General features: G+C 66.6%; 25 protein-coding genes and 1 tRNA gene. 18 read left to right on the top strand and 8 right to left on the bottom strand.

The window, feature by feature from the left end; genetic code table 11:
- Positions 1–72 precede the first annotated feature (72 nt).
- A complete protein-coding gene (locus ACODSC_RS08055) occupies positions 73–345 on the bottom strand; it encodes an aa3-type cytochrome c oxidase subunit IV (protein WP_488813362.1) in 273 nt (90 codons plus the stop codon).
- Between the two features lie 77 nt (positions 346–422).
- Positions 423–2,216: a M3 family oligoendopeptidase gene (locus tag ACODSC_RS08060; protein WP_488813363.1), complete on the bottom strand. Its 1,794-nt coding sequence runs from the start codon at positions 2,214–2,216 to the stop codon at positions 423–425.
- A gap of 97 nt (positions 2,217–2,313) precedes the next feature.
- Between ACODSC_RS08060 and ACODSC_RS08065 the strand changes: the two genes are divergently transcribed.
- Both ACODSC_RS08065 and ACODSC_RS08070 read left to right on the top strand, forming a co-directional pair.
- Entirely contained in the window at positions 2,314–4,083 is a 1,770-nt protein-coding gene (locus tag ACODSC_RS08065) for an FG-GAP repeat domain-containing protein (protein ID WP_488813364.1), read from the top strand.
- Between the two features lie 107 nt (positions 4,084–4,190).
- On the top strand, positions 4,191–5,642 hold the full coding sequence (locus ACODSC_RS08070) for a sigma-54-dependent transcriptional regulator (protein ID WP_135195125.1): 1,452 nt from the start codon (positions 4,191–4,193) through the stop codon (positions 5,640–5,642).
- Between the two features lie 154 nt (positions 5,643–5,796).
- On the opposite strand, the gene ACODSC_RS08075 is transcribed toward ACODSC_RS08070, so the two are convergent.
- The 4 genes from ACODSC_RS08075 to ACODSC_RS08090 form a co-directional block, all read right to left on the bottom strand.
- Positions 5,797–6,051 (bottom strand): hypothetical protein, encoded by a 255-nt coding sequence (locus ACODSC_RS08075; RefSeq protein WP_488813465.1) that lies wholly within the window; start codon positions 6,049–6,051, stop codon positions 5,797–5,799.
- A 180-nt stretch (positions 6,052–6,231) separates the two neighbouring features.
- Positions 6,232–6,507, bottom strand: a complete 276-nt coding sequence (gapR, locus tag ACODSC_RS08080) for a nucleoid-associated protein GapR (RefSeq protein WP_488813365.1) — start codon at positions 6,505–6,507, stop codon at positions 6,232–6,234.
- 197 nt (positions 6,508–6,704) lie between these two features.
- Positions 6,705–6,830 (bottom strand): type B 50S ribosomal protein L36, encoded by a 126-nt coding sequence (gene ykgO, locus ACODSC_RS08085; RefSeq protein ID WP_008263184.1) that lies wholly within the window; start codon positions 6,828–6,830, stop codon positions 6,705–6,707.
- A 201-nt stretch (positions 6,831–7,031) separates the two neighbouring features.
- Positions 7,032–7,108: transfer RNA gene (locus tag ACODSC_RS08090), tRNA-Ala, on the bottom strand.
- Positions 7,109–7,289: 181 nt separating this feature from the next.
- Here ACODSC_RS08090 and ACODSC_RS08095 point away from each other — a divergent pair.
- On the top strand, positions 7,290–8,573 hold the full coding sequence (locus tag ACODSC_RS08095) for a lytic murein transglycosylase (protein ID WP_488813366.1): 1,284 nt from the start codon (positions 7,290–7,292) through the stop codon (positions 8,571–8,573).
- A gap of 733 nt (positions 8,574–9,306) precedes the next feature.
- Here the strand turns inward: ACODSC_RS08095 and cysS are convergent.
- Positions 9,307–10,758 carry a cysteine--tRNA ligase gene (gene cysS, locus ACODSC_RS08100; RefSeq protein ID WP_488813367.1) on the bottom strand — a complete coding sequence of 484 codons (1,452 nt, stop codon included), beginning with the start codon at positions 10,756–10,758 and terminating at the stop codon, positions 9,307–9,309.
- A 130-nt stretch (positions 10,759–10,888) separates the two neighbouring features.
- Between cysS and folE the strand changes: the two genes are divergently transcribed.
- From folE to ACODSC_RS08175, 15 genes are all read left to right on the top strand, one after another.
- Positions 10,889–11,503, top strand: coding sequence for a GTP cyclohydrolase I FolE (gene folE, locus ACODSC_RS08105; protein WP_488813368.1), 615 nt, complete (start codon positions 10,889–10,891; stop codon positions 11,501–11,503).
- 158 nt (positions 11,504–11,661) lie between these two features.
- Positions 11,662–12,099, top strand: a complete 438-nt coding sequence (locus tag ACODSC_RS08110; RefSeq protein WP_488813369.1) for a biopolymer transporter ExbD — start codon at positions 11,662–11,664, stop codon at positions 12,097–12,099.
- A gap of 84 nt (positions 12,100–12,183) precedes the next feature.
- Positions 12,184–12,525, top strand: coding sequence for an MmcQ/YjbR family DNA-binding protein (locus tag ACODSC_RS08115; protein WP_488813370.1), 342 nt, complete (start codon positions 12,184–12,186; stop codon positions 12,523–12,525).
- Between the two features lie 108 nt (positions 12,526–12,633).
- Positions 12,634–13,476 carry an aldo/keto reductase gene (locus tag ACODSC_RS08120; RefSeq protein WP_488813371.1) on the top strand — a complete coding sequence of 281 codons (843 nt, stop codon included), beginning with the start codon at positions 12,634–12,636 and terminating at the stop codon, positions 13,474–13,476.
- Between the two features lie 18 nt (positions 13,477–13,494).
- A complete protein-coding gene (locus ACODSC_RS08125) occupies positions 13,495–14,157 on the top strand; it encodes a Pr6Pr family membrane protein (RefSeq protein ID WP_488813372.1) in 663 nt (220 codons plus the stop codon).
- A gap of 10 nt (positions 14,158–14,167) precedes the next feature.
- Entirely contained in the window at positions 14,168–15,697 is a 1,530-nt protein-coding gene (locus tag ACODSC_RS08130; RefSeq protein WP_488813373.1) for a UbiD family decarboxylase, read from the top strand.
- A gap of 42 nt (positions 15,698–15,739) precedes the next feature.
- Positions 15,740–16,006 (top strand): AbrB/MazE/SpoVT family DNA-binding domain-containing protein, encoded by a 267-nt coding sequence (locus ACODSC_RS08135; protein ID WP_488813466.1) that lies wholly within the window; start codon positions 15,740–15,742, stop codon positions 16,004–16,006.
- Positions 16,000–16,317 carry a type II toxin-antitoxin system PemK/MazF family toxin gene (locus ACODSC_RS08140; RefSeq protein ID WP_488813374.1) on the top strand — a complete coding sequence of 106 codons (318 nt, stop codon included), beginning with the start codon at positions 16,000–16,002 and terminating at the stop codon, positions 16,315–16,317. The genes ACODSC_RS08135 and ACODSC_RS08140 overlap by 7 nt, the downstream gene beginning before the upstream one ends.
- A 57-nt stretch (positions 16,318–16,374) precedes the next feature.
- Entirely contained in the window at positions 16,375–17,007 is a 633-nt protein-coding gene (locus tag ACODSC_RS08145; protein WP_488813375.1) for a hypothetical protein, read from the top strand.
- Positions 17,008–17,131: 124 nt separating this feature from the next.
- A complete protein-coding gene (locus ACODSC_RS08150; protein WP_488813376.1) occupies positions 17,132–18,901 on the top strand; it encodes a M14 family metallopeptidase in 1,770 nt (589 codons plus the stop codon).
- A gap of 3 nt (positions 18,902–18,904) precedes the next feature.
- Positions 18,905–19,312 (top strand): MAPEG family protein, encoded by a 408-nt coding sequence (locus tag ACODSC_RS08155; protein ID WP_135195108.1) that lies wholly within the window; start codon positions 18,905–18,907, stop codon positions 19,310–19,312.
- Between the two features lie 39 nt (positions 19,313–19,351).
- Positions 19,352–20,707, top strand: coding sequence for a TldD/PmbA family protein (locus tag ACODSC_RS08160; RefSeq protein WP_488813377.1), 1,356 nt, complete (start codon positions 19,352–19,354; stop codon positions 20,705–20,707).
- Complete coding sequence (locus ACODSC_RS08165) at positions 20,704–21,501, top strand: 3'(2'),5'-bisphosphate nucleotidase CysQ (protein ID WP_488813378.1); 798 nt, start codon at positions 20,704–20,706, stop codon at positions 21,499–21,501. The genes ACODSC_RS08160 and ACODSC_RS08165 overlap by 4 nt, the downstream gene beginning before the upstream one ends.
- A gap of 106 nt (positions 21,502–21,607) precedes the next feature.
- Positions 21,608–21,853: a DUF4170 domain-containing protein gene (locus ACODSC_RS08170; protein ID WP_488813379.1), complete on the top strand. Its 246-nt coding sequence runs from the start codon at positions 21,608–21,610 to the stop codon at positions 21,851–21,853.
- Between the two features lie 65 nt (positions 21,854–21,918).
- A complete protein-coding gene (locus ACODSC_RS08175; protein ID WP_488813380.1) occupies positions 21,919–22,131 on the top strand; it encodes a hypothetical protein in 213 nt (70 codons plus the stop codon).
- Between the two features lie 193 nt (positions 22,132–22,324).
- Here ACODSC_RS08175 and ACODSC_RS08180 read toward each other — a convergent pair whose 3' ends face one another.
- The gene (locus ACODSC_RS08180; protein ID WP_488813381.1) at positions 22,325–22,990 is read right to left on the bottom strand and encodes a protein tyrosine phosphatase family protein; all 666 of its coding nucleotides are present in this window, start codon (positions 22,988–22,990) and stop codon (positions 22,325–22,327) included.
- Between the last annotated feature and the right edge of the window lie 40 nt (positions 22,991–23,030).

Genomic DNA, 23,030 nt, shown 5'->3' on the forward strand with positions numbered 1-23,030 from the left:
TTATGCCAAAGCTTGGCGGGGCGGCGCGATTTCAGACCGCCGAAGCGGCCAAAGGCGCAGCCGAGGACGCGGTCAGTGCGCGGCGCCGGGCTTGGACTTCAGCGCCACGAAGCCGACGACGCCCAGAACGACGGCGCCGATCACGGCGGCCATGAAGTTGCCGCCCGGGTGGAACCACAGGGTCAGGAACAGCAACAGCACCGCGATGGCCAGGCTGCCCCACTTGGCCAGGTCCAGGAACAGGCGATAGGTCGAAACCTGCTCGTGCACTTCCATATGGCCGTGCAGATAGGCTTGCGCATCGGCGTCGGCAGGTGCGTTGGCGGTGTCGTGCAGGTCGGCCATGCGTGAAAATCCCCTCGTCGTTATCGCGGACTTACACCGAGGCGCCCGCCCCGCTCAAGCCCGCAGTCATTCGTTCATCAGGCCAGCGCCTCGAACTGATCCACCAGACGCTCCAGCCTTTGGCAGCCCACGCTCCAGAAGGCCGGGTCGCGCGGGTCCAGACCGAACGGCTTCAACGCCTCGACATAGGTGCGCGATCCGCCGCCGGCCAACAGCTCGCGGTACAGAGGCGTGAAGCCCGCAGGATCCTTGCGCCGCGCCTCCATCAGGGCCGCCACCAGCAGGTCGCCGAAGGCGTAGGCGTAGACGTAGAAGGGCGAATGGACGAAGTGGCTGACGTAGGCCCACCAGTGTTCATAGCCGGGATTCAACTTGACCGACGGCCCTAGCGAGGCGGCCATCTCCTCCAGCCAGAGCTGGTTGATGCGCTGTTGCGACACCTCGCCCTGCAGGCGTTCGTCGTGGAAACGGGTCTCGAACCGGTGGAAGGCGATCTGGCGCACGACCGTGTTCAGCCCGTCCTCGATCCGGCCGGCCAGCAGACCGCGCTGTTCCGACTTGGGCGCCGTCGCCAGCAGACGGTCGAAGGTCAGACCCTCCGCGAATATCGACGCCGTCTCGGCCAGGGTCAGGGGAGTGTCGGCCAGAAGCGTGCCCTGGTCCGCCGCCAGGGTCTGGTGGACGCCGTGCCCCAGTTCGTGCGCCAGGGTCAGGACGTCGCGCCGCTCGCCCATCCAGTTCAGGAAGACATAGGGGTGGCGGTCGGCGGTGACGGGGTGGGCGTAGGCGCCCGACTGCTTGCCCGCCCGCGCTCGGCCGTCGATCCACGGCTTGTCGAAGAAGCCGCCCGCCCGGTCGGCGAAGTCGCCGCCCAGGTCAGAGAAACTGTCCAGCACGATCTCGCGCCCCTGCGTCCAGGTGAAGGCGCGCGGCGCAGTGGTCTCGATGGGGGCGTTGCGGTCCCAGTGGTCCAGCCGCGCCTTGCCCATGGCCTTGGCCTTCAACGCATAATAGCGATGCGACAGGCGCGGATAGGCGGCGGCGACGGCCTCGGCCATGGCGTCCACGGCCTCGCCGTCCACCTCATTGCCCAGGTGGCGGCTGTCGGCGGGACGTTTGAAACCGCGCCAGCGATCTTCCATCGCCTTGTCGGCGGCGACCGTGTTCAGCACCAGGGCCAGGGTCGGGGCGCGGGCGGCCAGGGCTTCCGACAGGCCTTCGGCGGCGGCCTTGCGGCGCGCGGGCTTGGCGTCCGACAGACGGTTCAGCGCCTCGGCCAGGGTCAGGCTCTCGCTGCCCGCTTTCGCGCGCAGGGCGGCCAGTTGCTCGTCGAACAGGCGCGGCCATTGGGCGGTGATCGGGCCGCGCTCGGCGATGAAGGTCTCCAACTCGGCCGACAGTTCGTGCGGCTTCATCGCCCGCACACGCCGCAGCCACGACCGCCAGCGCGCCGCGCCGGCGTGGGCGGTCAGGGCCGCCTCCAGCGCCGCGTCATCGATCTGGTTGATCTCCAACGTCAGCCAGACGGTGGGGGTGGCGATGGCGGTGATCTTCTCGCGCACGTCCGCCTCGAACCCCTGCGCGCCCGCATCGTCGCGCGCGGTCGAGGCCGACAGGAAGGCGTAGGCGCCCAGCGCGCCCAGCACGTCCGACGCCTGCTCATACAGATGGATGGCCCGGTCCAGCACGGCGCCCAGGCCGGCGGCGTCCTGTTCGGCGGCCAGTTTTCCCTTCAGGCCGTTCAGCGAATCCACCAGACCCCGCGCCCTCTCCAGGTCGGCGGCGACCTTGGCGTCGTCGCGCGAGGCGTAGAGGTCGGTCAGGTCCCACAGCGGGGCGTCGGTGCTGGGCGTCTTGAAAGGAGCGTTCATGACCACTGTTCTGGGGATGTCGGACGACAGTCGCAACCTTCCGTCACGCTTTCTCGACGGCGCCGGGCGTGCGATCCTGCATTTTGGAGACACATGAATGACCGAGACGACGCATCAAGACACCGGCCGCACAGGCCTGGGCGGGGCGTCCGGCCTGTTCGCTATTCGGTTGGCGACCGGCCTGTTTCAGGGACTGGCGCTGTATCTGCTGTATCTGGCGGCGGACAGTCATGCCTGGCCCGCGACCCAGCCTGCCCTGTTCGGCGCCCTGGCCCTGGCGACGGGTTACGGCCCTGCGGTCATTTTGGCGGGGGCGGGGCGGATCAAGCCGTCGGCCCTGGCCCTGTGGACAGGCGCAGCCGCCGTGATCCTGGCCTTGCTGGGCGCGCACGACGTGGCGCGTCAGGTGCTGGCGCCGCACGATGAACCGCCCTTCCTCAGCTTCCCGGTGATGGCGTTCGGCGCGGCGGCTCTGTTCATCGCCCATCACCTGATCGTTCCGGCGATCCGCGAACGGCGCTGGATCGTCGATTACCCCGAATATTTCGACGTGGCCTGGAAGGCCGGGGTGCAACTGGCTCTTTCGCTGGGATTCACCGGCGCCTTCTGGGTGCTGCTGCATCTGGGCGCGGCCCTGTTCAAGATGATCGGCCTCAGCTTCCTGCAGGACATCCTGCGCGAAGCCTGGTTTTCCATTCCCGTCACGGTCCTGATCTTCGCCACGGCGGTCCAGCTGACGGACGTGCGCGACGGCCTGATCCGGGGCGTGCGGACCGTGGCCCTGATGCTGCTGTCCTGGCTGTTGCTGGTGATCACCGTGCTGGTCGGCGGTTTCCTGGCGGCCCTGCCCTTCACCGGACTGGACGGCCTGTGGGAGACGCGCAGCGCCACAGCCCTGGTCCTTTCGGCCGCCGCCGCCCTGATCGTGCTGATCAACACGGCCTATCAGGACGGGCGGCCCGACAATCTGCCGCCGGTGGTGCTGAAATACGGCGTGCGTGTCGCTTCAGTCCTGATTGCGCCCCTGGTCATCCTGGCCCTGTGGGGACTGGGCCTGCGGATCGGCCAGCATGGCCTGACGCCCGACCGGATCATCGCCGCAGCCTGCGCCCTGGTGGGGGCGGTCTATGGCGTGGGCTATCTGCTGGCGGCGGCGAAGCCTGGCGGCTGGATGAAGCCGCTGGAGCGGACCAATGTCGTCGCCGCCGTCCTGTCGGTCCTGGTCATCCTGGCCCTGTTCAGCCCTCTCGCCGATCCCGCGCGGATGTCGGTGAAGGACCAGATCGCGCGGCTGGAACGCGGCGCGGTCACGGCTCGGGACTTCGACTATGATTTCCTGAGATTCGAGAGCGGCAAGGTCGGGATGGCCGCGCTGGATGTGCTGACACGATCCAGCGATGCCGAGACCGCGCGCCTGGCCCGCGCCGCCAAGGCCCGTGACTATCGTTCGGGCTCCACGCCACGCGATCGCCGCGACCGCGCGACGGCCATTCGGCTCCAGCCCGCGCTCGGCCAGACCATCCCCGCCAGCTTCACCGAGCAACTCGAACGCCAGGTCGATCAGCTGTTCAACTGCACGAGCGACAGTCCGTGCACCGTGCGGACGCTGGATCTGGACGGCGACGGCCGAGAAGATGTGCTGGTGGCGATGGCGCGGACGGTCCTTGCCTATGATCAGGACGCCGAAGGGCAATGGCGCCTCGCCGCCCGCTATGAAGTTTCGTGCAGCCGCAACGCCGAGGCCCTGGAATCGGCTCTGAGCACCGGCGTGACCACGGCTCCGGCCGCTCTGCCGGACCTGATCGTCGGGGACCAGAAACTGCAGGCGTCTCCCGAGATTCGGTGCGACGATACTCGCCGTCGTTAACGCGGCGGACACCATGCCCCATCACTCGATTTTCACCTCGACTTCCTAGAAATCGTCCCGAAACGATCCATCCGCGACGGGGGTGGGCGACAGCACAAGGGGCTTTCATGGCCAAGACCATTCTGGTCGTTGACGACGATCCGACCCAGCGCCGGCTGATCCAGGCCGTGCTGGAGCGGGACGGCAACGCCGTGGTCCATGCCGCCAGCGGCGGCGAGGCCATCGACCGGATGGTGCGCGGCGGCGGGGCCGACCTGATTCTGCTGGACATGATCATGCCCGAGATGTCGGGGCTTGAATGCCTGGCCGAACTGCGCAGCGCCGGGATCAACGAGCCGGTCATCGTGCTGACGGCAAACGGCGGCATCGACATGGTGGTCAAGGCCATGCAGGCCGGGGCCCAGGACTTCTTCGTCAAGCCGGTCGGGCCCGAGCGGTTGCTGGTCGGCGTGCGCAACGCCATGCAGATGAAGCGCCTGACAGCCGAGGTCGGACGCCTGACCAAGCGTGTCCAGGGCCGCACCAGTTTCGACGACATCGTGGGCGACAGCGCGCCGATGCGGATGGTCAAGGCGCTGGGCGCCCGGGCCGCCAAATCCTCGATCCCCGTCCTGATCACCGGCGAGAGCGGCGTCGGCAAGGAGGTCATCGCCCGCGCCCTGCACGGCGCCAGCGACCGGGCCGGCAAGCCCTTCATCGCCGTCAACTGCGGCGCCCTGCCCGCCAATCTGATCGAGTCCATCCTGTTCGGGCACGAGAAGGGCGCCTTCACCGGCGCCGTCGACAAGACACTGGGCAAGTTCCGCGAGGCGGACGGCGGCACCCTGTTCCTGGACGAGATCGGCGAACTGCCGCTGGACATGCAGGTCAAGCTGCTGCGCGCCCTGCAGGAAGGCGAGATCGACCCCGTCGGCGGCAAGCGGCCGGTCAAGATTGATGTGCGCATCGTCTCGGCCACCAATCGCGACCCCGCCCAGCAGGTCAAGGACGGCGCCTTCCGCGAGGACCTGTTCTATCGCCTGAACGTGTTTCCGATCGAGGCCCCGTCCCTGCGCGATCGGCGCGAGGACATCGCGCCCCTGGTCGATCATTTCATCGCCCGCTTCAACGCCGAGGAAGGCAAGCGGATCGCCGGCTGCGCGCCCGAGACCTTGGCCCTGCTGCAAGGCTTCGACTGGCCCGGCAATGTGCGACAGCTGGAGAATGCCGTGTTCCGCGCAATCGTCCTGGCCGATGCGCCCTTCCTGCAGCCGCACGATTTCCCCGCCGTCTCGGGCGTCGCCGCCCCCATGCCGGACGCCCAGCCCCTGTATGCCGCCACGGCCGCCAGCGCCCAGGCCGATCACGCCAGCCAGGCGGACCAGCCGATTCGCATTCTGGACGACCGAGGGCATCTGCGGACGCTGGAAGACATCGAGCGCGACCTGATCCAGCACGCCATCGAGGTCTATGCCGGCCATATGAGCGAGATCGCCCGCCGCCTGGGGATCGGCCGCTCGACCCTGTATCGCAAGGTCCGCGAGCAGGGCCTGGAAGGTCAGCTGAAGGAAGCGGGCTGATCTGATCGTCTCCTCCCCACATCGTGGGGAGGTGGCGCGACGCGGCTTCTCGTCGTGACGGAGGGGTTCTCCCCGCATCACCGTCGCCTGTGGACTTCAAGAGCCCCCTCCACCGCTACGCGGTCCCCCTCCCCACGATGTGGGGAGGAGACGGTCATTCCGATGGCTTCGGCTTCCTGCCCCACCGCCGTTTCGGCTCCTCGCCGTTGGCCTTGGCGGTGATTTCCTTGAGCTTGCGGCCCTGCATGGCCGACAGGGCCTGGCCGGGCGCGCCCTTTTCGGGGTCGGCGAAGGCGCGGCCGTGGGTCTTCACGCGCTCGCTGACCGAATCGATGAACTCGCCCTCCCATTCGGACAGCGAAACGCCCGCCTTCTCTGCCGAGCGGCGGGCGCGTTTCAAAGCGTTCAGCGCGGCGCGTTTGGCCGCCTCGCGTTGTTGTTCGAAGGGGCTAGGCGCGGGCTTTTTTGAAGCGCTACCGCCCTTCGGGCTGCTTGAGCGCAGCTTGGATGCGCCGTCGCCCTTGATGCCGCCTGATGGCGACAGCCCGCCTCCCGGCTTGAAAGGGGTGCGCTTCAAGCCGGGTCAGCCTCAGATCTCGCCCAGCGCCGACATGTAGAGGTCCAGGATGGCGTCCTCTTCCTGGCGCTTGGCCTTGTCCTGCTTTCTGATGCGGATGACCTTGCGCAGGATCTTGACGTCGTAGCCCTCGCCCTTGGCCTCGGCGAAGACCTCCTTCATGTCGGCCATGACGGCCTGCTTGTCCTCTTCGAGACGCTCGAGGCGTTCGATGATCGTGCGCAGGCGGCCCTGGGCCGTGGAGGTGAGAACGTCGGGACCACCGTCGAAGGACGCGTCGTCAGCCATGGGGAGTACTCCAGAAATCAGGCGCGGACGCTAACCATGCCGAGACGCATGGCTCAACCGCGAACACGAAAAAGGCCGCGGACAACCATCCGCAGCCTGTGGATCGTAAGCTTTTCTAAGCGCGCTATCGCCCTTTGGGCTGCTTGAGCGCGACCCAGCGTGCGCACGCCGCCGAGGCGGCGCGCAGCAAACGCTGCTTAGCCCTGCTTCGCCTTGAAGCGCGGGTCGGTCTTGTTGATGACGAAGACGACGCCCTTGCGACGCACGACCTTGCAGTCGCGGTGGCGGGTCTTCAGGGACTTGAGCGAGCTACGGACCTTCATGGTCGGACGTCCTGAGAGAAACCAATAAGAAAGCCGCTGACCCGGTCGGATCGCGGCGGAGGCGGTCGTATAGAGAGAGGGGTTCCGAAGGTCAACCCGCCAAAGCCCGAAACCGCAGAAAACCCAGCGTCCGCCTGCTTGAACGCCGAACGCCCACCACGTGCTCAAGTAGCCCGAAGGGCGATAGCACGCTCAAAAACCTGGAGGCCTGACCTCCGAGTCGAACGGAGGGTTTACGGGGTTGCACGCCCGTCGCGTCGCCACTCCGCCATCAGGCCGTCAGAGGACATGCGCTAATACGCCGCAGCGCCCTAATGGATCGACCAAAATCGAGGTTAATGACGATAACAGGGGAGAGAAAGGGCAACGCTTTCCCCTGGCAGGCGCTTTATGACCCCTGAAGGGCATTCGCGGGGATGTCATTTCACCTCTGACCTCGAGGGCTGTAGCCTGAATCTCATGCGCTTTTCCTATCGCCTTCTCCTCATCGGCTGCGTCTCGGCCTGCGCCCCCATGCTGCCGGAGCCGCACGTCGCGCTGCCGACGCCCCAACCCCAGCCGCAGCCGGGCGCGATCGCGCCGATTCCGACGCCTGCGCCCCAGACGCCGCCCCTGGCCGCCTATGACCAGCAGGGCTTCGAGGGCTGGAAACAGGGGTTCCTGGCGCGCAAGGGCGGCGCCCGCCGCGCCGACTACGCCCGCGAACTGGACGGACTGACGCCCGATCCCACCGTCGTGCGGCTGGACCGGAATCAGCCGGAATTCTCCAAGCCGGCCGGCGCCTATATCCAGAACGCCGTGACCTCGGTGCGAATCGCACAGGCCAAGCAGCGAATCGATCGGGTGCCGTGGTCGGTGGTGCAGCGGTTCGGCGTGCCGAGCGAAATCCTGGTCGGGGTCTGGGCGCAGGAGAGCGCCTTCGGCCAGGTCCAGGGCGATTATGACGTCATCCGCTCGCTGGCGACCCTGGCCTATGACGGCCGCCGCCGCGAATGGGCCGAAGCCCAGTTGAAGGACGCGCTGGACATCGTCGTGGACGGGCGGCGGGAACGCGCCGGGTTGAAGGGCAGCTGGGCGGGGGCCATGGGCCAGACCCAGTTCATGCCCGACAACTATCTGCGTCTTGGCGTCGATCAGGACGGCGACGGCAAGGTGGACATCTGGGCCGACGACGCCGACGCTCTGGCGTCCGCCGCCAATCTGCTGGCCCAGGCCGGGTGGAAGCGTGGCCAGGGCTGGGGTTACGAAGTCACCCTGCCGACGGGCTTCGACTACGCCGAGGCGGAAGGGCCGAAGCACAACTGGGCCTATTGGGCGGCCAAGGGCGTTCGTCTGGCGCAAGGCGGCACGCCGAACGGCGCGGAGGCCCTGGAAGAGGCGACCATCCTGTTGCCGCAAGGGGCGAACGGGCCGGCCTTCCTGGCCCTGCCCAACCACTATGTGATCCGCCGTTACAACAACTCGGTCAGCTACGCCCTGGCCATCGGCCTGACGGCGGACGGCATCATGGGCAAGCCGGCCCTGAGCAAGGCCTGGCCCAACGACGCCTCCATGTCGCGCGATCAGCGGATCGGGGCGCAAAGGGCGCTGACGCAACTGGGTTACGACACGCAAGGGATCGACGGGGTGATCGGCTCCAACACCCGCGCGGCCCTGCGGCGCTGGCAGATGGCGACAGGCCGGATCGCGGACGGCTATCTGACGGCCGATCTGGCCGATGAGTTGATCCGCCGGGCCGGCTGAGGGCTGATGTTCAGGCATGGTTCGGCGCTCCTGCCTTTCCGGGCGGAGGGGATGGAGGGCTGGGCGGAGCGCCGGGCCTTCGCCCGGAGTTCTGTTGTGGTGTTACCGTTTCGACGAAGGATATGACGCTCCGCGCGAAGGGTTGGCCGCAGGCAGGGGGCTTTTAAGCGGCGGTTCTTACGCCTCCCCCCCAATGCCGACGACGGGCAGGTCGGGGCTGCGCGCCCCGATCCCTGGTCCGGCCGTGGTTCCCACCCCGACCCTCGTTACGACGCTTCAGACACCGGGCGGACCCGACCGATAAGACGCCGAACTCGCACGGGCCGTCTCAGACCCGCCCCCGTTCCCTCCGCTCCCGCCGCCGCAAGGTCGCAGGCCAGGCGAGCCCTCCATGCGACGAGACGGGTCTAGAATACGCGCGTTTGGGAGGGGGGATGGGAGATGGAGGACATAATTCGCCAAGCGGTTGGAATCGTTGGGAAGGGACCAGCGTCATTGTGCGGGTTGGGGGCGGCTGAGCCCTACAGCCGCCCGCGCCGCCAAGCACTTGCGGGTCTTCGACAGCTTTCGCCATACGCGTCCTTCTCCCCTTGGGGGAGAAGGTGGGGCCGAAGGCCTCGGATGAGGGGGTCTTGTCCGCCTCGAGACGGGTGGGAGCGAGGCTGCGGAAACAACCCCCTCATCCGTCTCGCTGCGCGAGCCACCTTCTCCCCCGAGGGGAGAAGGAATTGGGTCAGCTCTTCATCCGCCAGGTGGCGCCGTCGGGGCCGTCCATGACGACGACGTTCAGGGCGTTCAGGCGGTCGCGGATGCGGTCGGCCTCGGGCCAGTCCTTGGCGGCGCGGGCGCTAGCGCGTTGTTCCAGCAAAGCCTCGACCTCAGCCTTCAGGGCGGGATCGCCGCCTTCGAACCAGGCGTCCGGCGTCAGCGACAGCACGCCGAGCAGGCCGGCGGCTTCTGCAAGGCTCCAGCGCGCCATGGCGACGTCGTTTATGTCCGCCTCGGCGTCGTTCAGCAGATCGCGAAGGGCGTTTCCCAGCCCGAACAGCTGGGCGATGGCGCCCGGCGTGTTGAGATCGTCCTCCAGCGCGTCCAGCACCGGATCCAGGGCGTTCTCGGCCAGCTCCATCTCGGCCTCGTCCAGCGTGGCGAAGTCGAAATCGGCCAGGGCCGCGTCGGCGTCGCGCAGAACGCCATAAAGACGATCCAGGTTCTTTCGGCTCTGCTCCAGCAAGCCCTGGTTCCAGTCCAGCGGCTGGCGATAGTGGGCGCTCAGAAGCGCCCAGCGGACGACCTCGCCGGGCATGGCCTGGACCAGGTCGTGCAGCAGCAGGACGTTGCCGACGGACTTGGACATCTTCTCGGCGTCCATGGTCAGGAAGCCGTTGTGCATCCAGTAGCGGGCGTATTCGTCGTGGGCCTGATCGTCATGGGCGTGACCATGGGCGCAGACGCCCTGGGCGATCTCGTTCTCGTGGTGGGGGAAGACCAGGTCGATGCCGCCGCCGTGGATGTCGATGGGCAGGCCCAGGGTCTGTTCGATCATGGCCGAGCATTCGATGTGCCAGCCGGGACGCCCCTGCCCCCACGGCGACGGCCAGGACGGCTCGTCGGTCTTGGACGGTTTCCACAGGACGAAGTCGTGGGGGTTCTTCTTGTACGGCGCGACCTCGACGCGGGCGCCGGCGATCATGTCGTCCAGGTTCCGGCCCGACAGGGCGCCGTATGACGTGTAGGACGAGACGTCGAACAGGACGTGCCCTTCCGCCGCATAGGCGCAGCCGGCGTCGACGATGGCCTGGATCTGGGCGACGATGGCGGGGATATAGTCGGTGACGTGGGGGGCCAGGTCAGGCGGGGACACGTTCAGCAGGCCCATGTCGGCCAGATAGGCGGCCTCGTAGCGGGCGGTGACCTCGCCGATCGGCACGCCTTCGCGGGCGGCCTTCTGATTGATCTTGTCGTCCACGTCGGTGACGTTGCGGGCGTAAACGACCTTGTCCACGCCGTAGGTCCGGCGCAGCAAGCGCACCAGGACGTCGAACACCACCGGCGGGCGCGCATTGCCGATATGGGCGTAGTCATAGACGGTCGGGCCGCAGACATAGAGGGTCACCCGGTTCGGATCGCGCGGTTCGAACAGGCGCTTTTCACGGCGCAGGGTGTCGTGGATGTGCAGCGGCATGGATAAGTCTTCAGCGGGTTTTCTTGCGGGACGGAGGGTCCGTCCCATATAGCGGCCTGATATACAGTCCCGACGGATTGTAGAAGGTAAACCGGGCGCACCCGCCCGCCCCGGCCGGAAAATCGAGTTCATGAGCGTCATCCCCGCCAAGCCCGTCCTCGTCAGCGACGAAACCGTGCAGCGCCCCAGCCGCGAACAGGCGCTGGAGGCCGTGCGGACCCTGATCGCCTGGGCGGGCGACAATCCGAGCCGTCCCGGCCTGATCGACACGCCCAAGCGGGTGGTGGACGCTTACGGGGAATGGTTCGACGGCTATGACGCCGATGCGGCCAAGGAGCTGAGCCGCACCTTCGAGGACGTGACCGGATACGACGACATGGTCATCCTGCGCGAGATCGAGGTGGAGAGCCACTGCGAGCACCACCTGGCCCCCTTCCTGGGCAAGGCCTATGTCGCCTATCTGCCCGGCGAGAAGGTGGTCGGCATCTCCAAGCTGGCGCGGGTGGTCGAGATCTTCGCCCGGCGCCTGCAGAACCAGGAAACCCTGACCAACGACATCATCGAGGCCATCGAATCGCACCTGCAGCCCAAGGGCGTCGCGGTGATGATCGACGCCGCCCACCAGTGCATGACCACCCGCGGGGTGCATCATCGGCATGTTTCGACCGTCACCACCCGCTTCACCGGCGCCTTCAAGGACGATCCTGCCCTGATGGACCGTTTTCTGAAGCTGGCGAAGGCCTGAACGCTCGCCTTACGGTCGTAATTGACGCTCGGGAACGTCTGATCGTTTAGAAGCGCTTTACAAGCTCGCATCGGGACGCCAAGAACCGAACAAGCTTTCGGGCGACCTATAGGGCCACGCCGCCGCATCACCGCGCCGGCCAGAAACGGAGACGCAGCATGGCTGCCAAACTGAGCGGAGCCGGCGGCGACGGCGGCAAGACCATCGAACAGAATGCGGACATCAACGTCACGCCTTTCGTCGACATCATGCTGGTGCTGCTGATCATCTTCATGGTCGCCGCGCCGATGGCCACCGTGTCGATCCGCCTCGACCTGCCGCCCGCACAGCCGCCCACCAATCCCACCGAGGAAAAGGAACCGGTGTACATCACCATCCAGGAAAGCGGTCAGCTGTTCATCGCTGAAAACGAGACCTCGCTGGACACCCTGTCGGCCGACGTCTGCGCCGCCCTGGGCGGCGGCTCTTGCCAGGAAGAGCGCGTCTTCGTCCGCGCCCAGCCGGAAGTGAAATACTCGCAGTTCATGGAAGTCATGAACAAGATGCAGGAGAACGGCTTCTTCAAGGTCGGCCTGCTGAACGAAGACATCGAATAGGATCTTTCGATCCGACGCAGATCAGGGCCGCGTTCCGAGAGGACGCGGCCTTTTTCTTTGGCCGAAATCGGGCTTTGATAGGCCATGACCCACGACGAAGTTCGCGCCCTGCTGTTCTCGTTTCCCGGCGTGGAGGATGGCGTGTCCTATGGGGAGCCGTCGTTCAAGGTGGCGGGCAAGTTCTTCACCTGGCTGCGGCCACAGTTGGACGACAGCATCGTGGTGCATCTGAACACGCTGGATGAGCGCGAGATGCTGATCGAGATGGACCCGGCGACGTTTCATTTCACAGACCACTACCGCGACTATCCGATCGTGCTGGCGCGGCTGGGTTCGGTCGATCCGGTGTGGCTGAGGGCGGCGCTGGAGAAGCGGTGGCGCAAGGTGGCGCCGAAACGGATGGTCAAGGCGTTCGACGCCGGCTGAGCCGGCGCTTGCGGCCAGGAAATCGTCGGCTGAACGAACCGCGACCTTTCGCAAGGCCGCCGCGACACCTACCTAGGCCATCCCTCAAGCGACGCGAAGGAGCGCCTCATGGCCTATGGCGACCAGCCCACAATCACCGTCGATGACATCGAAATCCCCCTGCTCGGTTTCGGGACCTGGCAGCTGGAGCCGGACGACGCGCGTCGCATGGTCGCCGAGGCGCTGCGGATCGGATACCGCCACATCGACACGGCCTGGATCTACAAGAACGAGAAGGCGGTCGGCGAAGGCATCCGCGATTCCGGCGTGGCGCGCGAGGACATCTTCCTGACGACCAAGATCTGGGTCGAGCATTTCACCCACGACGCCCTGCTGAAACAGGCCAGGGAGTCGGCCGACAGCCTGGGCACGACGCCGGACCTGCTGCTGCTGCACTGGCCCAAGACGACGCCGTCGTTCGAAGAGACGCTGGGCGCGCTGAACGAAGCCAAGGACCAGGGCCTGACGCGCGCCATCGGCCTGTCCAACTTCCCGTCCAAGGAATTCCGCCAGGCGCAAGGTCTGTCCAAGGCCCGGCTGGTCACAGATCAGGTCGAACACCACCCCTATCTCGGAATCGACAAACTGGTCGCGACGGCGGCCGAGCTGGGATCGTCGATCACCGCCTGGTCGCCGCTGGCCCAGGGCAAGATCGCCGAGGACGCCACGATTTCCGAACTTGCCGCCGCGCACGGCAAGACCAACGGCCAGGTCACCTTGCGCTGGCTGATTCAGAACCGCATCATCGCCATTCCTCGCACCACCAAGGAAAGCCGGGCGCGCGAGAACTTCGACGTCTTCGATTTCGAGCTGTCGAGCGAGGAGATGCAGCGGATGAACGCTCTGGACCGGGGCGAGCGGCTGGGCGACTGGCTGGACCCGACGTTCGAATGGGACAAGACTGACGCCTGATCGAACGGAGACGACGTCATGGTGCGCGAGCGGGATCGACCACGGCTGTGGCGCGCGACCTTTGCGGTGATCGGTTGGGCCACGCTGCTGCTGCAGTACATCCTGATGGTCGGCCCCAGCCAGGGCTGGGGCGTGGTGGAGCGGACGGTCAACTACTTCAGCTTCTTCACCATCCTGACCAACATCCTGGTCGCCCTGGCCTTCACCGGCCCGCTGCTGAACGGCGAGCGCCGCATCGCGCGATGGAGCGCCAGCGAAGGGGTGCGGGCGGCGGTGACGATGTACATCGTCGTCGTCGGCTTCGTGTACCACTTCATGCTGGCCCCCTACTGGAAGCCCGAGGGTCTGCTGGCCGGCGTCAATCTGGTGCTGCACTACGTGATGCCGGCCGCCTTTCTGCTGGACTGGCTTTGGTTCACGCCCAAGGGCAGGCTGCGGTGGATCGATCCGGTGAAATGGCTGGCGTTTCCGCTCATTTACGGCGGCTGGACCCTGATCCACGGGTTGGCGACGCATTGGTGGCCCTATGGCTTCGTCAATGTGGACCAGTTGGGGCTGGGTCGGGTCGTCGCGATCTTCGCGGGGCTGCTGGTCTTCTTCCTGCTGGTCGGCCTGGCGCTGGTGGGGCTGGATCGCAGCTTCGGTCGCGCGACGCGTGACAGAGGCCCCACTCCCGCCTAAGCCTCGCCGCATGGCCTACAAATCCCTGCGTGACTTCATCGACCAGCTGGAAGCCAAGGGCGAGCTGGTGCGGGTGTCCGAACCCGTCTCCACCGTGCTGGAGATGACCGAGATCCAGACCCGGCTGCTGAGGAACGGCGGGCCGGCGGTGCTGTTCGAAAAGCCGGTCATGCCGGACGGCACGATCAGCCCCATCCCCTGCCTGGCCAATCTGTTCGGCACGGTGAAGCGGGTCGCCATGGGTGTGACGCTGGAGGGCAAGGACCGGACGACGGCGGGCGAACTGCGCGAAGTCGGCGAACTGCTGGCCTTCCTGAGAAACCCGACGCCGCCGCGCGGCCTGGGCGACGCGATGGAGATGCTGCCGCTGATGCAGACCGTCATGTCGATGCGCCCCAAGGTGGTGAAGAAGGCGCCGGTGCAGGAGGTGGTGCTGAAGGGCGACCAGATCGACCTGACCGCCCTGCCCGTTCAGTCGTGCTGGCCCGGCGAGCCGGCGCCCCTGATCACCTGGGGCCTGGTCGTGACCAAGGGGCCGAGCGAGGACCGCGAGGACGACTTCAACCTGGGCATCTATCGGATGCAGGTGCTGGGCAAGGACAAGGCCATCATGCGCTGGCTGGCCCACCGGGGCGGGGCGCAACACTATGCCCGGCACAAGAAGGCGCGGCCCAAGGAGCCTCTGCCCTGCGCCGTGGTGCTGGGTGCCGATCCGGGGACCATCCTGGCGGCGGTGACGCCGGTGCCGGACACCCTGTCGGAATATCAGTTCGCCGGCCTGATGCGGGGCGCCAAGGCCGAGCTGGTCGCCTGCAAGACCGTGCCGCTGATGGTGCCGGCCCAGGCCGAGATCGTTCTGGAAGGCCACGTCCTGCTCGATGAGTTCGAGGACGAGGGTCCGTACGGCGACCACACCGGCTATTACAACTCGGTCGAGAAGTTCCCGGTGTTCCAGGTCAGCGCGATCACCATGCGCAAGGATCCCATCTATCTGACCACCTTCACCGGCCGTCCGCCGGACGAGCCGAGCGTGCTGGGCGAGGCGCTGAACGAGGTCTTCATTCCCCTGCTGCGCCAACAGTTCCCCGAGATCGTCGACTTCTGGCTGCCGCCCGAGGGATGCAGTTACCGGATCGCCGTGGTGTCGATGAAGAAGGCCTATCCGGGCCACGCCAAGCGGGTGATGCTGGGCGTCTGGAGCTATCTGCGCCAGTTCATGTACACCAAATGGGTCATCGTGGTGGACGACGACATCGACGCCCGCGACTGGAAGGACGTCATGTGGGCCATCTCGACCAAGATGGACCCGGCGCGCGACATCACCGTGATCGAGTCCACCCCCATCGACTATCTGGACTTCGCCAGTCCCGAGAGCGGCCTGGGCTCCAAGATCGGCCTGGACGCCACCGACAAATGGCCGCCCGAGACCAAGCGCGAATGGGGCGAGGAGATCCGCATGGATGAGGCGGTCGTTGAGCGCGTCAACGACCTGTGGGACCGTCTCGGCCTGCCGGGTGACGGAACGCCGATCTGGAAATAGACGCGGGTGCATGTTATTACTTCGTTAGAACGGAGTGCGATGATGTCGTCGGCCATACGCAAGATCGGGAACTCAGCGGGCGTGATCCTGCCCAAGCCCGTGCTGGAACAGCTTGGCGCCAAGCTGGGTGACCGGATCGATTTCGTCGCCGAGAACGGTCGTGTGTTCCTGTCGCCCGCTGTCGTCGATCCCCGCGCAGGTTGGGAGGAAGATTCCAAGCGACTGGGCGCATTGGGTTTGTCCGATGAGGATCGGGAATGGCTCGAAGCGCCGCTCAATACCGAAGCCGAGAAGGACTGGGAGTGGTAAAACGCGGCGAGGTCTGGCTGACCCGTCTCGACCCGACGGAGGGCAGCGAAATTCAGAAGACGCGACCTTGCCTGATTGTCTCGCCGGATCGCCTCAGTCACCACGACATCTTCATCGTCGCCCCGCTGAGTTCCGGCGACCGTGCCGCGCGTTTCCGGGTCGAGGTCGTCTTTCAAGGCAGACGGGGAAGGGTTCTGCCGGACCAGATCCGAACGGTCGCCCGTAGCCGATTGATCCGGCGCCTGGACAGGCTGGAAGATCACTACGTTACCGAGGTGCTCGGCATCCTGAGACTGATGTTCGAGGATTGACCGTCAGCGCCGGGTCAAGTTGCGAGACATAATGAAGATGATGTCCGGGGGGACGATGTGAGCGCATTTGAATTCTTCTTCAGCTTTTACGGCCTGCTGTTGGGCCTTTCGGTCGCCGAACTGGTGGGCGGGTTCGCGCGGGTGCTGCATGAGAAGCAGCGGATCCGGTTCGGCTGGCTGACGCCGATGCTGGCCCTGTTCGTGGCGATCGACATCGCCACCTTCTGGAACCAAGCCTGGGTCATCTTCCGGGGTGCGCCGTTCAACACCTTCGTGCTGCTGATCTCGCTGGCCATCGCCGCGACCTTCTATGTCGCCGCCAGCGTGACCTTTCCGCGCGTGTCGGCCGAGGGCGGCGACGAGCGGATCGACCTGGACGATCATTTCTGGGGCCACCGACGGCTGGTGTTCGGCTGTATTCTGGCCGCCAACCTGATCGTGGCCGTGATCGTGATCATCCTGGCCCAGCTCAATCCCGACTTCGCCCGGATCGCCAGTTCGGTGCGCCTGTGGGTCGGCGTCGCTATCTTCGTAATGGGCACGGCGACGGCGGCGCTCGCGCCATGGCGCAGGGTCGCGGTGGGCGCTCTGGTGGTCGTGCTGCTCTACAGCCTGTGGGGCCTGGCGAACTCGGCGGCCCTGCTGGTCAAGGCCGGCGGGTGGGCGCCTGCGCTGGGCGGGGGCGGTTGAAACCTGGCCCGGCCGTTTGGCCCCTTCTTGTCAGGGCGAACCAATCGGCTCACGAAAGGCCATGCAGTCCCCTCTTCTGGTTTCGGCCTTCCTTGCCGCCCTTGCCTGTAGCGTGAGCCCCGCCATGTCCCAGACGATCCCCAACACCGCCCCCTGGGACCAGGCCTTCCTGCCGCCCGCGCCGGCCTGGGACGGAGCGTCCAAGGCCCTGTTGCGCGACGCGAGCGATCCGTGGGTCACGGCGTTTGAGGCCGATCCGACGCATGATTTCAGCCCTGACTATGCCGACACCCGCGCCTGGTTCGACCGTCTGGATCAGGCCAGCGACCTGATCCGCATCGAACAGTTCGGCGTCTCGCCCGAGGGACGACCGATCTATGCGGTGATCGCGTCAAAAGATGGCGCTGCGTTCGATCCGGCCAAGCCCGTGCTGATGATCCAGGCCGGCATCCATCCCGGCGAGATCGACGGCAAGGACGCGGGCATGATGGTGCTGCGCGACATCGCCTTCTACGGCAAGGACGCCCTGCTGGACCGGGTCAATCTGATCCTGATCCCGATCCTGAGCGTGGACGGGCACGAGCGGGCCAGCGCCTATTCCCGCCCCAACCAGCGCGGGCCGAGTATCCAGGGCTGGCGCAATACGGCGACCAACCAGAACCTGAACCGCGACTATCTGAAGCTGGACCAGCCCGAAATGCGGGCGGTTCGCGGCCTGATCCTGAAATACCGACCGGACCTGTATGTGGACGTCCACGTCACCGACGGCATGGATTACCAGTACGACGTCACCTACGGCTTCAACGGCGAGGACGGGTCGTTCAGCCGCTCGCCGAACGGCTCGGCCTGGCTGGATTCGATCTTCAAGCCCGCGATGAACGCGGCACTGGAGCGCGAGGGTCACATCCCCGGCGAGCTGGTGTTCGGCATCGACGACGACGAGCCGAAGAAGGGCCTGTCGGACGGCGGGCTGGGCGAGCGGTTCTCCAACGGCTGGGGTTCGGCGGCCCATGTGCCTACGATCCTGATCGAGAACCACAGCCTGAAACCGCATGAGCAGCGGGTGCTGGGCACCTATGTCTTCATCGAGGAGGCGATGCGGTTGCTGGCCGATCAGGGCGCGGGTCTGAGGGCCGCGACCAAGCAGGACAAGGCCCTGCGCCCGGCGCAGATCCCCGCCAACTTCGAGGCCGAGGAGACGCCGTCATCCACCCGGCCGTTCAAGGGCATCCTGTACGAGATGTACGACAGCGCCGCCTCGGGCCGTGAGGAGATTCGCTGGCTGGGCCGGCCCGATCCCGAGCTGTGGCAGATGCCTTTCTATGGCTCCAGGCCGACCCTGACCCTGACGCGGCCGACCGCCTATTGGGTGCCAGGCTATCGCACCGACATCATCGAACGGCTGAAGACGCACGGCATCGAGATGGAGACGGTCGAGGCTACGCGCACCGTGAATCTGTCGATGCTGCGGCTGGTCGAGCCGAAGCTGGCGACCCGGACCAACGAGGGTCACGTCCAGGCCTCGGTCAAGACGGTGGAGGTCGAGAAGCGCGACTGGACATATCCCGTCGGGTCGGTGCGCGTGCCGACCGATCAGCCGCTGGGCGACATCGTTGTCCTGCTGCTGGAGCCGCAGTCCAGCGAGAGCTTCTTCGCCTGGGGCATGTTCCCCGAGGTCATGAGCCGGGTCGAATATATCGAGGCCTACGCCATCGCGCCGCTGGCGGACAAGATGATGGCGGCGGACCCTGCGTTGAAGGCCGAGTTCAACGCCAAGGTGGCGGCCGATGCGGCCTTCGCGGCCGATCCGCAGGCGCGTCTGGCCTGGTTCTACGAACGCACGCCCTTCTATGACGACCACTATCTGCTCTACCCCGTCGGGCGCGAGGACTGATCCATGACCACACCCCTGATGTACGCCGTCCAGGCCGCCGCCCTGTGGAGCGGCCTGCTGATCCTGATGATGCTGGTGCTGTCGGGCATCGTGGTCAGCGGACGACGCAAGCACATGGTGTCGTTCGGCGACGGCGGGAACCCGGACCTGATGGCCGCCAGCCGGGCCTTCGGCAATCTGGTGGAATATGCAACGCCGGGCATGATCGCCATGCTGCTGCTGGCCGCCGTGGGCGCGCCCGCCTGGATGGTGCACGGGGTGGGTGCGACCCTGCTGGTCGGACGGGTCGTTCACGCCCTGGGCCTGTTGTTCCAGACTGGGCCGTCGCTGGGACGGGTGATCGGCATGTTGCTGACCTGGGTGGCGCTGCTGAGCGCCGCCGTGGGCCTGATCGCCTTCGCCGTCGTTTGACGCGGTTGCGGTGCAGCAAGCCGTCCGCCATATCGGGGCATGACTGAAACCCTGGCTGTGCCCGTTTCCACCGATCTTCTCAACGACATCGTCAAGGCGGCCTTGAGGGCCGGCGCCGACGCCGCCGAGGCGGTCAGCGCCGACCGCCGCGCCCTTTCGGTCGGGGTGCGCAACGGAAAGCTGGAAGACGTCGAACGTGAGGAATCGCGCGACCTGGGCCTGAGAGTCTTCGTGGGCCAGCGCCAGGCGTCGGTCTCGGCCTCGGACCTTTCGCCCGCGACACAGGCGCGGCTGGTCGAGCGGGCCGTGGCCATGGCGCGGCTGGCGCCGGAAGACCCCCACGCCGGTTTCGCGCCCGAGGATCGGCTGGCGCGCGGACCGTTCGTCGATCTGGACCTGTTCGATCCAACCGAGCGTAGCGCCGAAGTCCTGGAACAGGTCTCGGCAGAGGCGGAAGCCGCAGCCCTGGCGGTGACGGGCGTCGCCCGGTCGGAAGGCGGACATGCCGGCTGGTCGTCGACCCGCTGGCGGCTGGTGACCTCGCACGGGTTCGAGGGCGCCTATGAGGGTTCGGCCTTCTCGCTGGGCGTCGGCGTCATTGCGGAAAAGGACGGGGCGATGGAGCGCGGCGGCGAGAGCCGTTCGATGCGCCACCTGTCCGACCTGCCGGGCGCCGAATTGATCGGACGCACGGCCGGCGAACGCGCGGTCGCCCGCACCGGCGCGCGCAAGATCGCCTCGACCACCGCCCCCGTCATCTTCGACAACCGGATGGCGGGTCAGATCGTGTCGCCGGCCATCGGCGCCATTTCCGGCCCGTCGATCGCGCGCGGCACCTCCTTCCTGAAGGAACGGCTGGGCCAGCGGGTGTTCGCCGAGGGCGTCACCCTGATCGACGACCCGTTCCGCCCGCGCGGCATGGGCTCGACCCCGTTCGACGACGAAGGGGTAGCGGTCGAGAAGCGGGCCCTGTTCGACGACGGCGTCCTGACCACCTGGTTGTTGAACAGCGCCGCCGCCCGGCAACTGGGTCTGGAATCGACCGGCCATGCGTCGCGGGGCCTGGCGGGGCCGTCCGGCGTCTCGACCCACAACTTGCATATGGAGCCGGGCGAGCGGGATCTGGCGGGCCTGATGGCAGACGCCGGGACCGGCCTGCTGGTCACCTCAATGTTCGGACCGTCGCTGAATGGAAACACCGGCGACTGGTCCGCCGGGGTGTCGGGCTTCTGGTTCGAAAACGGCGTGATCGCCTATCCCGTCAACGAGGTCACGGTGGCCGGCAAGCTGACCGACCTGTATCTGCGCCTCCAGCGGGGGTCGGACCTGGAGTTCCGGGGCGGGTTCAACGTGCCCAGCCTGATGTTCGACGCGGTGGCCATCGCCGGAAAATGATCGACCTGCACGCTGACCTCGACCTGATCCGCCAGGCGGCCATCGACGCCGGGGCGCTGGCCATCGCCGAACGCGAGGCCGGGCTCAAGATCGAATCCAAGGTCGGCGGCTCGCCCGTCACCAGCGGCGACCTGAAGGTCGACGCCATGCTGAAAGACCGGCTGCTGTCGGCGCGGCCCGACTACGGCTGGCTGTCGGAAGAGACGGCGGACTCGACCGAGCGGCTGTCGAAGCGGCGCATCTTCATCGTCGATCCCATCGACGGCACCGTCGCCTATATGAAGCGGACGCCGTGGTGGTGCGTGCCCATCGCCGTGGTCGAGGACGGCGAGGTCGTCGCCGCCGTCATCCATGCGCCCGAAGTCGATGAGACCTATGTGGCTGTGCGCGGCGGCGGGGCGCGACGTAACGGCCGAGCGATCAGGGCCTCGGACGTAGATACGCTGGAGGACGCCTCGATCCTGGGCGATGCGCGACTGATCGAAGCGCCCTATTTCGACGACGAGCCGTGGCCGCCGATGCGGTTCGAAAAGCGCAACGCCCTGGCCTATCGGATGGCGATGGTCGCCGCCGGAGCCTTCGACGCCGCCCTGGCCCTGACGCCGAAATGGGACTGGGACGTCGCCGCCGGCTGGCTGATCGCCCAGGAGGCCGGCGCCAAGGTCAGCGATCACCACGGGCGGCCATGGGCGTTCAACCGGGCCGATCCGCGTCAGGCCAGCCTGGTCTGCGCGGCCCCGCTGATCCAGCCGATGATCGTGCGGCGCTGTAAAAACGTGCCTTTATCGACCTAAGCCGGGGGCGGAAAAACCCCGTCCCACATTGATCCGGGGGCGTTCTCGGCCTATGCCGCGCGCAAAGCCCTCCCCCAGCCTTCTGGCCCAGCCTTCAGGATTTCCGATGACCGATCAGAACGCCGTCCCGCCCCAGCTGCTCCACCTCGTCATCGGCGGCGAGCTGCGCCACCTGGGCGAGCCGACGTTCCGCGATCTGTCGCAGGTCGAGTTCGTCGGCGCCTTCGGCAACTACGAAGACGCCAAGAAGGCCTGGAAGGCCCGCGCCCAGGCGACCGTGGACAACGCCCACATGCGCTATTTCATCCTGCACGCCCACAAGCTGATAGACCCGCGCGGCGACGTCGCCTGAGTGCGACATCGGGGAGCCGAACCGGCTCTCCGATCCGGCGTTAAAGTCTGGATGCGAGGACGAGAATGAACCTGGAACCGCAACAGATCTTTCAACTGGTCAGCCTGCTGGCGGTGCTGGCGCTGTTCAGCTTCTCGCTGCGCGGGCACATCAACTACGCTCGCTGGTTCAAGACGTGGGAAGCCGAGCGCAAGGCCCGCCGCGACGCTGAACTGGCGGCGGAAGCGCGCGCGAACGGCGAAGGCGGCGAAGCGCCGAAGACCGGCCCCTGGGGCTGAGGCCCCTTTCCCATTCTTCCGTCATCCTCGCCCTTGTGGCGGGGATCCAGAATCACAGGTCTTTGGCGTGATCCTCTGTCGATGACGCGCATGTACCCAGCGAAGCGCATGTACCCAGCGAACCGGCTGTCGCCGGGAGTCTGGATCCTCGCCACAAGGGCGAGGATGACGAAGTGATAGGTGGTGCGCCTCCCTACTCCCGCCGCAGCAGTTTGTCGGTCAGCAGCGTGCCCCACCAGCCGGCCTTGAACTCGGTGCGGATCGCCCTGGGGTCGTAATCGGGGCTGTCGACCCAGTCGATGAAGCTGATGCCGCGCGGTTCGATCTCGGCGACGTATTTCTCCAGCGTATAGTCAAGCACGCCAGTCAGCCCTTCGCGCGAGTGCAGGTATTTCTTGGACAGCTGGTTCATGGCGACCGAGATCGGTTCGCCCAGATGGAAGTGGCGATAGAAGACCGCCATCATCCCCGCCCGGTCCGCGCCGGACTTGCAGTGGATCAGGACCGGATATTCGATGGTCCTGAACAGGTCGCGGGCGCGGTGGATGCGGTCCGTCTGAGGCGGATCGCGCGAATCGAGCGGGGCGTCGATCAGGGTCAGGCCCAGCCGTTCGCAGGCCTCGCGCTCCAGCCAGTAATAGCCCTCGTCGCGCTGGCCCCGCAGGTTGATGACCGTCTTGACGCCCTTCTTCTTCCAATAGGCCAGCTGGCGCGGCGAGGGCTGGTTGGTGCGCACCAGGTCGGGGCCCAGCCAGTGGGCGTTGGAAAACGCCACGCGCAGAAACGCGTGGTCGGCCCAGAAATAATGCCAATGCGCCCGGAAACGGCCCATCGCGGTCGAGAGATCGAAGCGCGCCATCCCCGCCAGATAGCGAGCCGGAGCCGCCGCGTCACCTGTC

This window comes from Brevundimonas sp. FG128 (assembly GCF_057809775.1).

What these genes read in the sequence shown, in the direction of transcription:
- ACODSC_RS08150 (WP_488813376.1), top strand. Translation starts at nt 17,132, where the DNA reads ATGTCCCAGACGATCCCCAACACCGCCCCCTGGGACCAGGCCTTCCTG.
- ACODSC_RS08070 (WP_135195125.1), top strand. Translation starts at nt 4,191, where the DNA reads ATGGCCAAGACCATTCTGGTCGTTGACGACGATCCGACCCAGCGCCGG.
- gapR (WP_488813365.1), bottom strand. Translation starts at nt 6,507, where the DNA reads ATGGCTGACGACGCGTCCTTCGACGGTGGTCCCGACGTTCTCACCTCC.
- ACODSC_RS08120 (WP_488813371.1), top strand. Translation starts at nt 12,634, where the DNA reads ATGGCCTATGGCGACCAGCCCACAATCACCGTCGATGACATCGAAATC.
- ACODSC_RS08110 (WP_488813369.1), top strand. Translation starts at nt 11,662, where the DNA reads ATGGCTGCCAAACTGAGCGGAGCCGGCGGCGACGGCGGCAAGACCATC.
- ACODSC_RS08135 (WP_488813466.1), top strand. Translation starts at nt 15,740, where the DNA reads ATGTCGTCGGCCATACGCAAGATCGGGAACTCAGCGGGCGTGATCCTG.
- ACODSC_RS08165 (WP_488813378.1), top strand. Translation starts at nt 20,704, where the DNA reads ATGATCGACCTGCACGCTGACCTCGACCTGATCCGCCAGGCGGCCATC.
- ACODSC_RS08115 (WP_488813370.1), top strand. Translation starts at nt 12,184, where the DNA reads ATGACCCACGACGAAGTTCGCGCCCTGCTGTTCTCGTTTCCCGGCGTG.
- ACODSC_RS08180 (WP_488813381.1), bottom strand. Translation starts at nt 22,990, where the DNA reads ATGGCGCGCTTCGATCTCTCGACCGCGATGGGCCGTTTCCGGGCGCAT.
- ykgO (WP_008263184.1), bottom strand. Translation starts at nt 6,830, where the DNA reads ATGAAGGTCCGTAGCTCGCTCAAGTCCCTGAAGACCCGCCACCGCGAC.
- ACODSC_RS08055 (WP_488813362.1), bottom strand. Translation starts at nt 345, where the DNA reads ATGGCCGACCTGCACGACACCGCCAACGCACCTGCCGACGCCGATGCG.
- ACODSC_RS08160 (WP_488813377.1), top strand. Translation starts at nt 19,352, where the DNA reads ATGACTGAAACCCTGGCTGTGCCCGTTTCCACCGATCTTCTCAACGAC.
- ACODSC_RS08060 (WP_488813363.1), bottom strand. Translation starts at nt 2,216, where the DNA reads ATGAACGCTCCTTTCAAGACGCCCAGCACCGACGCCCCGCTGTGGGAC.
- ACODSC_RS08125 (WP_488813372.1), top strand. Translation starts at nt 13,495, where the DNA reads ATGGTGCGCGAGCGGGATCGACCACGGCTGTGGCGCGCGACCTTTGCG.
- ACODSC_RS08065 (WP_488813364.1), top strand. Translation starts at nt 2,314, where the DNA reads ATGACCGAGACGACGCATCAAGACACCGGCCGCACAGGCCTGGGCGGG.
- ACODSC_RS08155 (WP_135195108.1), top strand. Translation starts at nt 18,905, where the DNA reads ATGACCACACCCCTGATGTACGCCGTCCAGGCCGCCGCCCTGTGGAGC.
- ACODSC_RS08095 (WP_488813366.1), top strand. Translation starts at nt 7,290, where the DNA reads ATGCGCTTTTCCTATCGCCTTCTCCTCATCGGCTGCGTCTCGGCCTGC.
- ACODSC_RS08175 (WP_488813380.1), top strand. Translation starts at nt 21,919, where the DNA reads ATGAACCTGGAACCGCAACAGATCTTTCAACTGGTCAGCCTGCTGGCG.
- ACODSC_RS08170 (WP_488813379.1), top strand. Translation starts at nt 21,608, where the DNA reads ATGACCGATCAGAACGCCGTCCCGCCCCAGCTGCTCCACCTCGTCATC.
- ACODSC_RS08130 (WP_488813373.1), top strand. Translation starts at nt 14,168, where the DNA reads ATGGCCTACAAATCCCTGCGTGACTTCATCGACCAGCTGGAAGCCAAG.
- folE (WP_488813368.1), top strand. Translation starts at nt 10,889, where the DNA reads ATGAGCGTCATCCCCGCCAAGCCCGTCCTCGTCAGCGACGAAACCGTG.
- cysS (WP_488813367.1), bottom strand. Translation starts at nt 10,758, where the DNA reads ATGCCGCTGCACATCCACGACACCCTGCGCCGTGAAAAGCGCCTGTTC.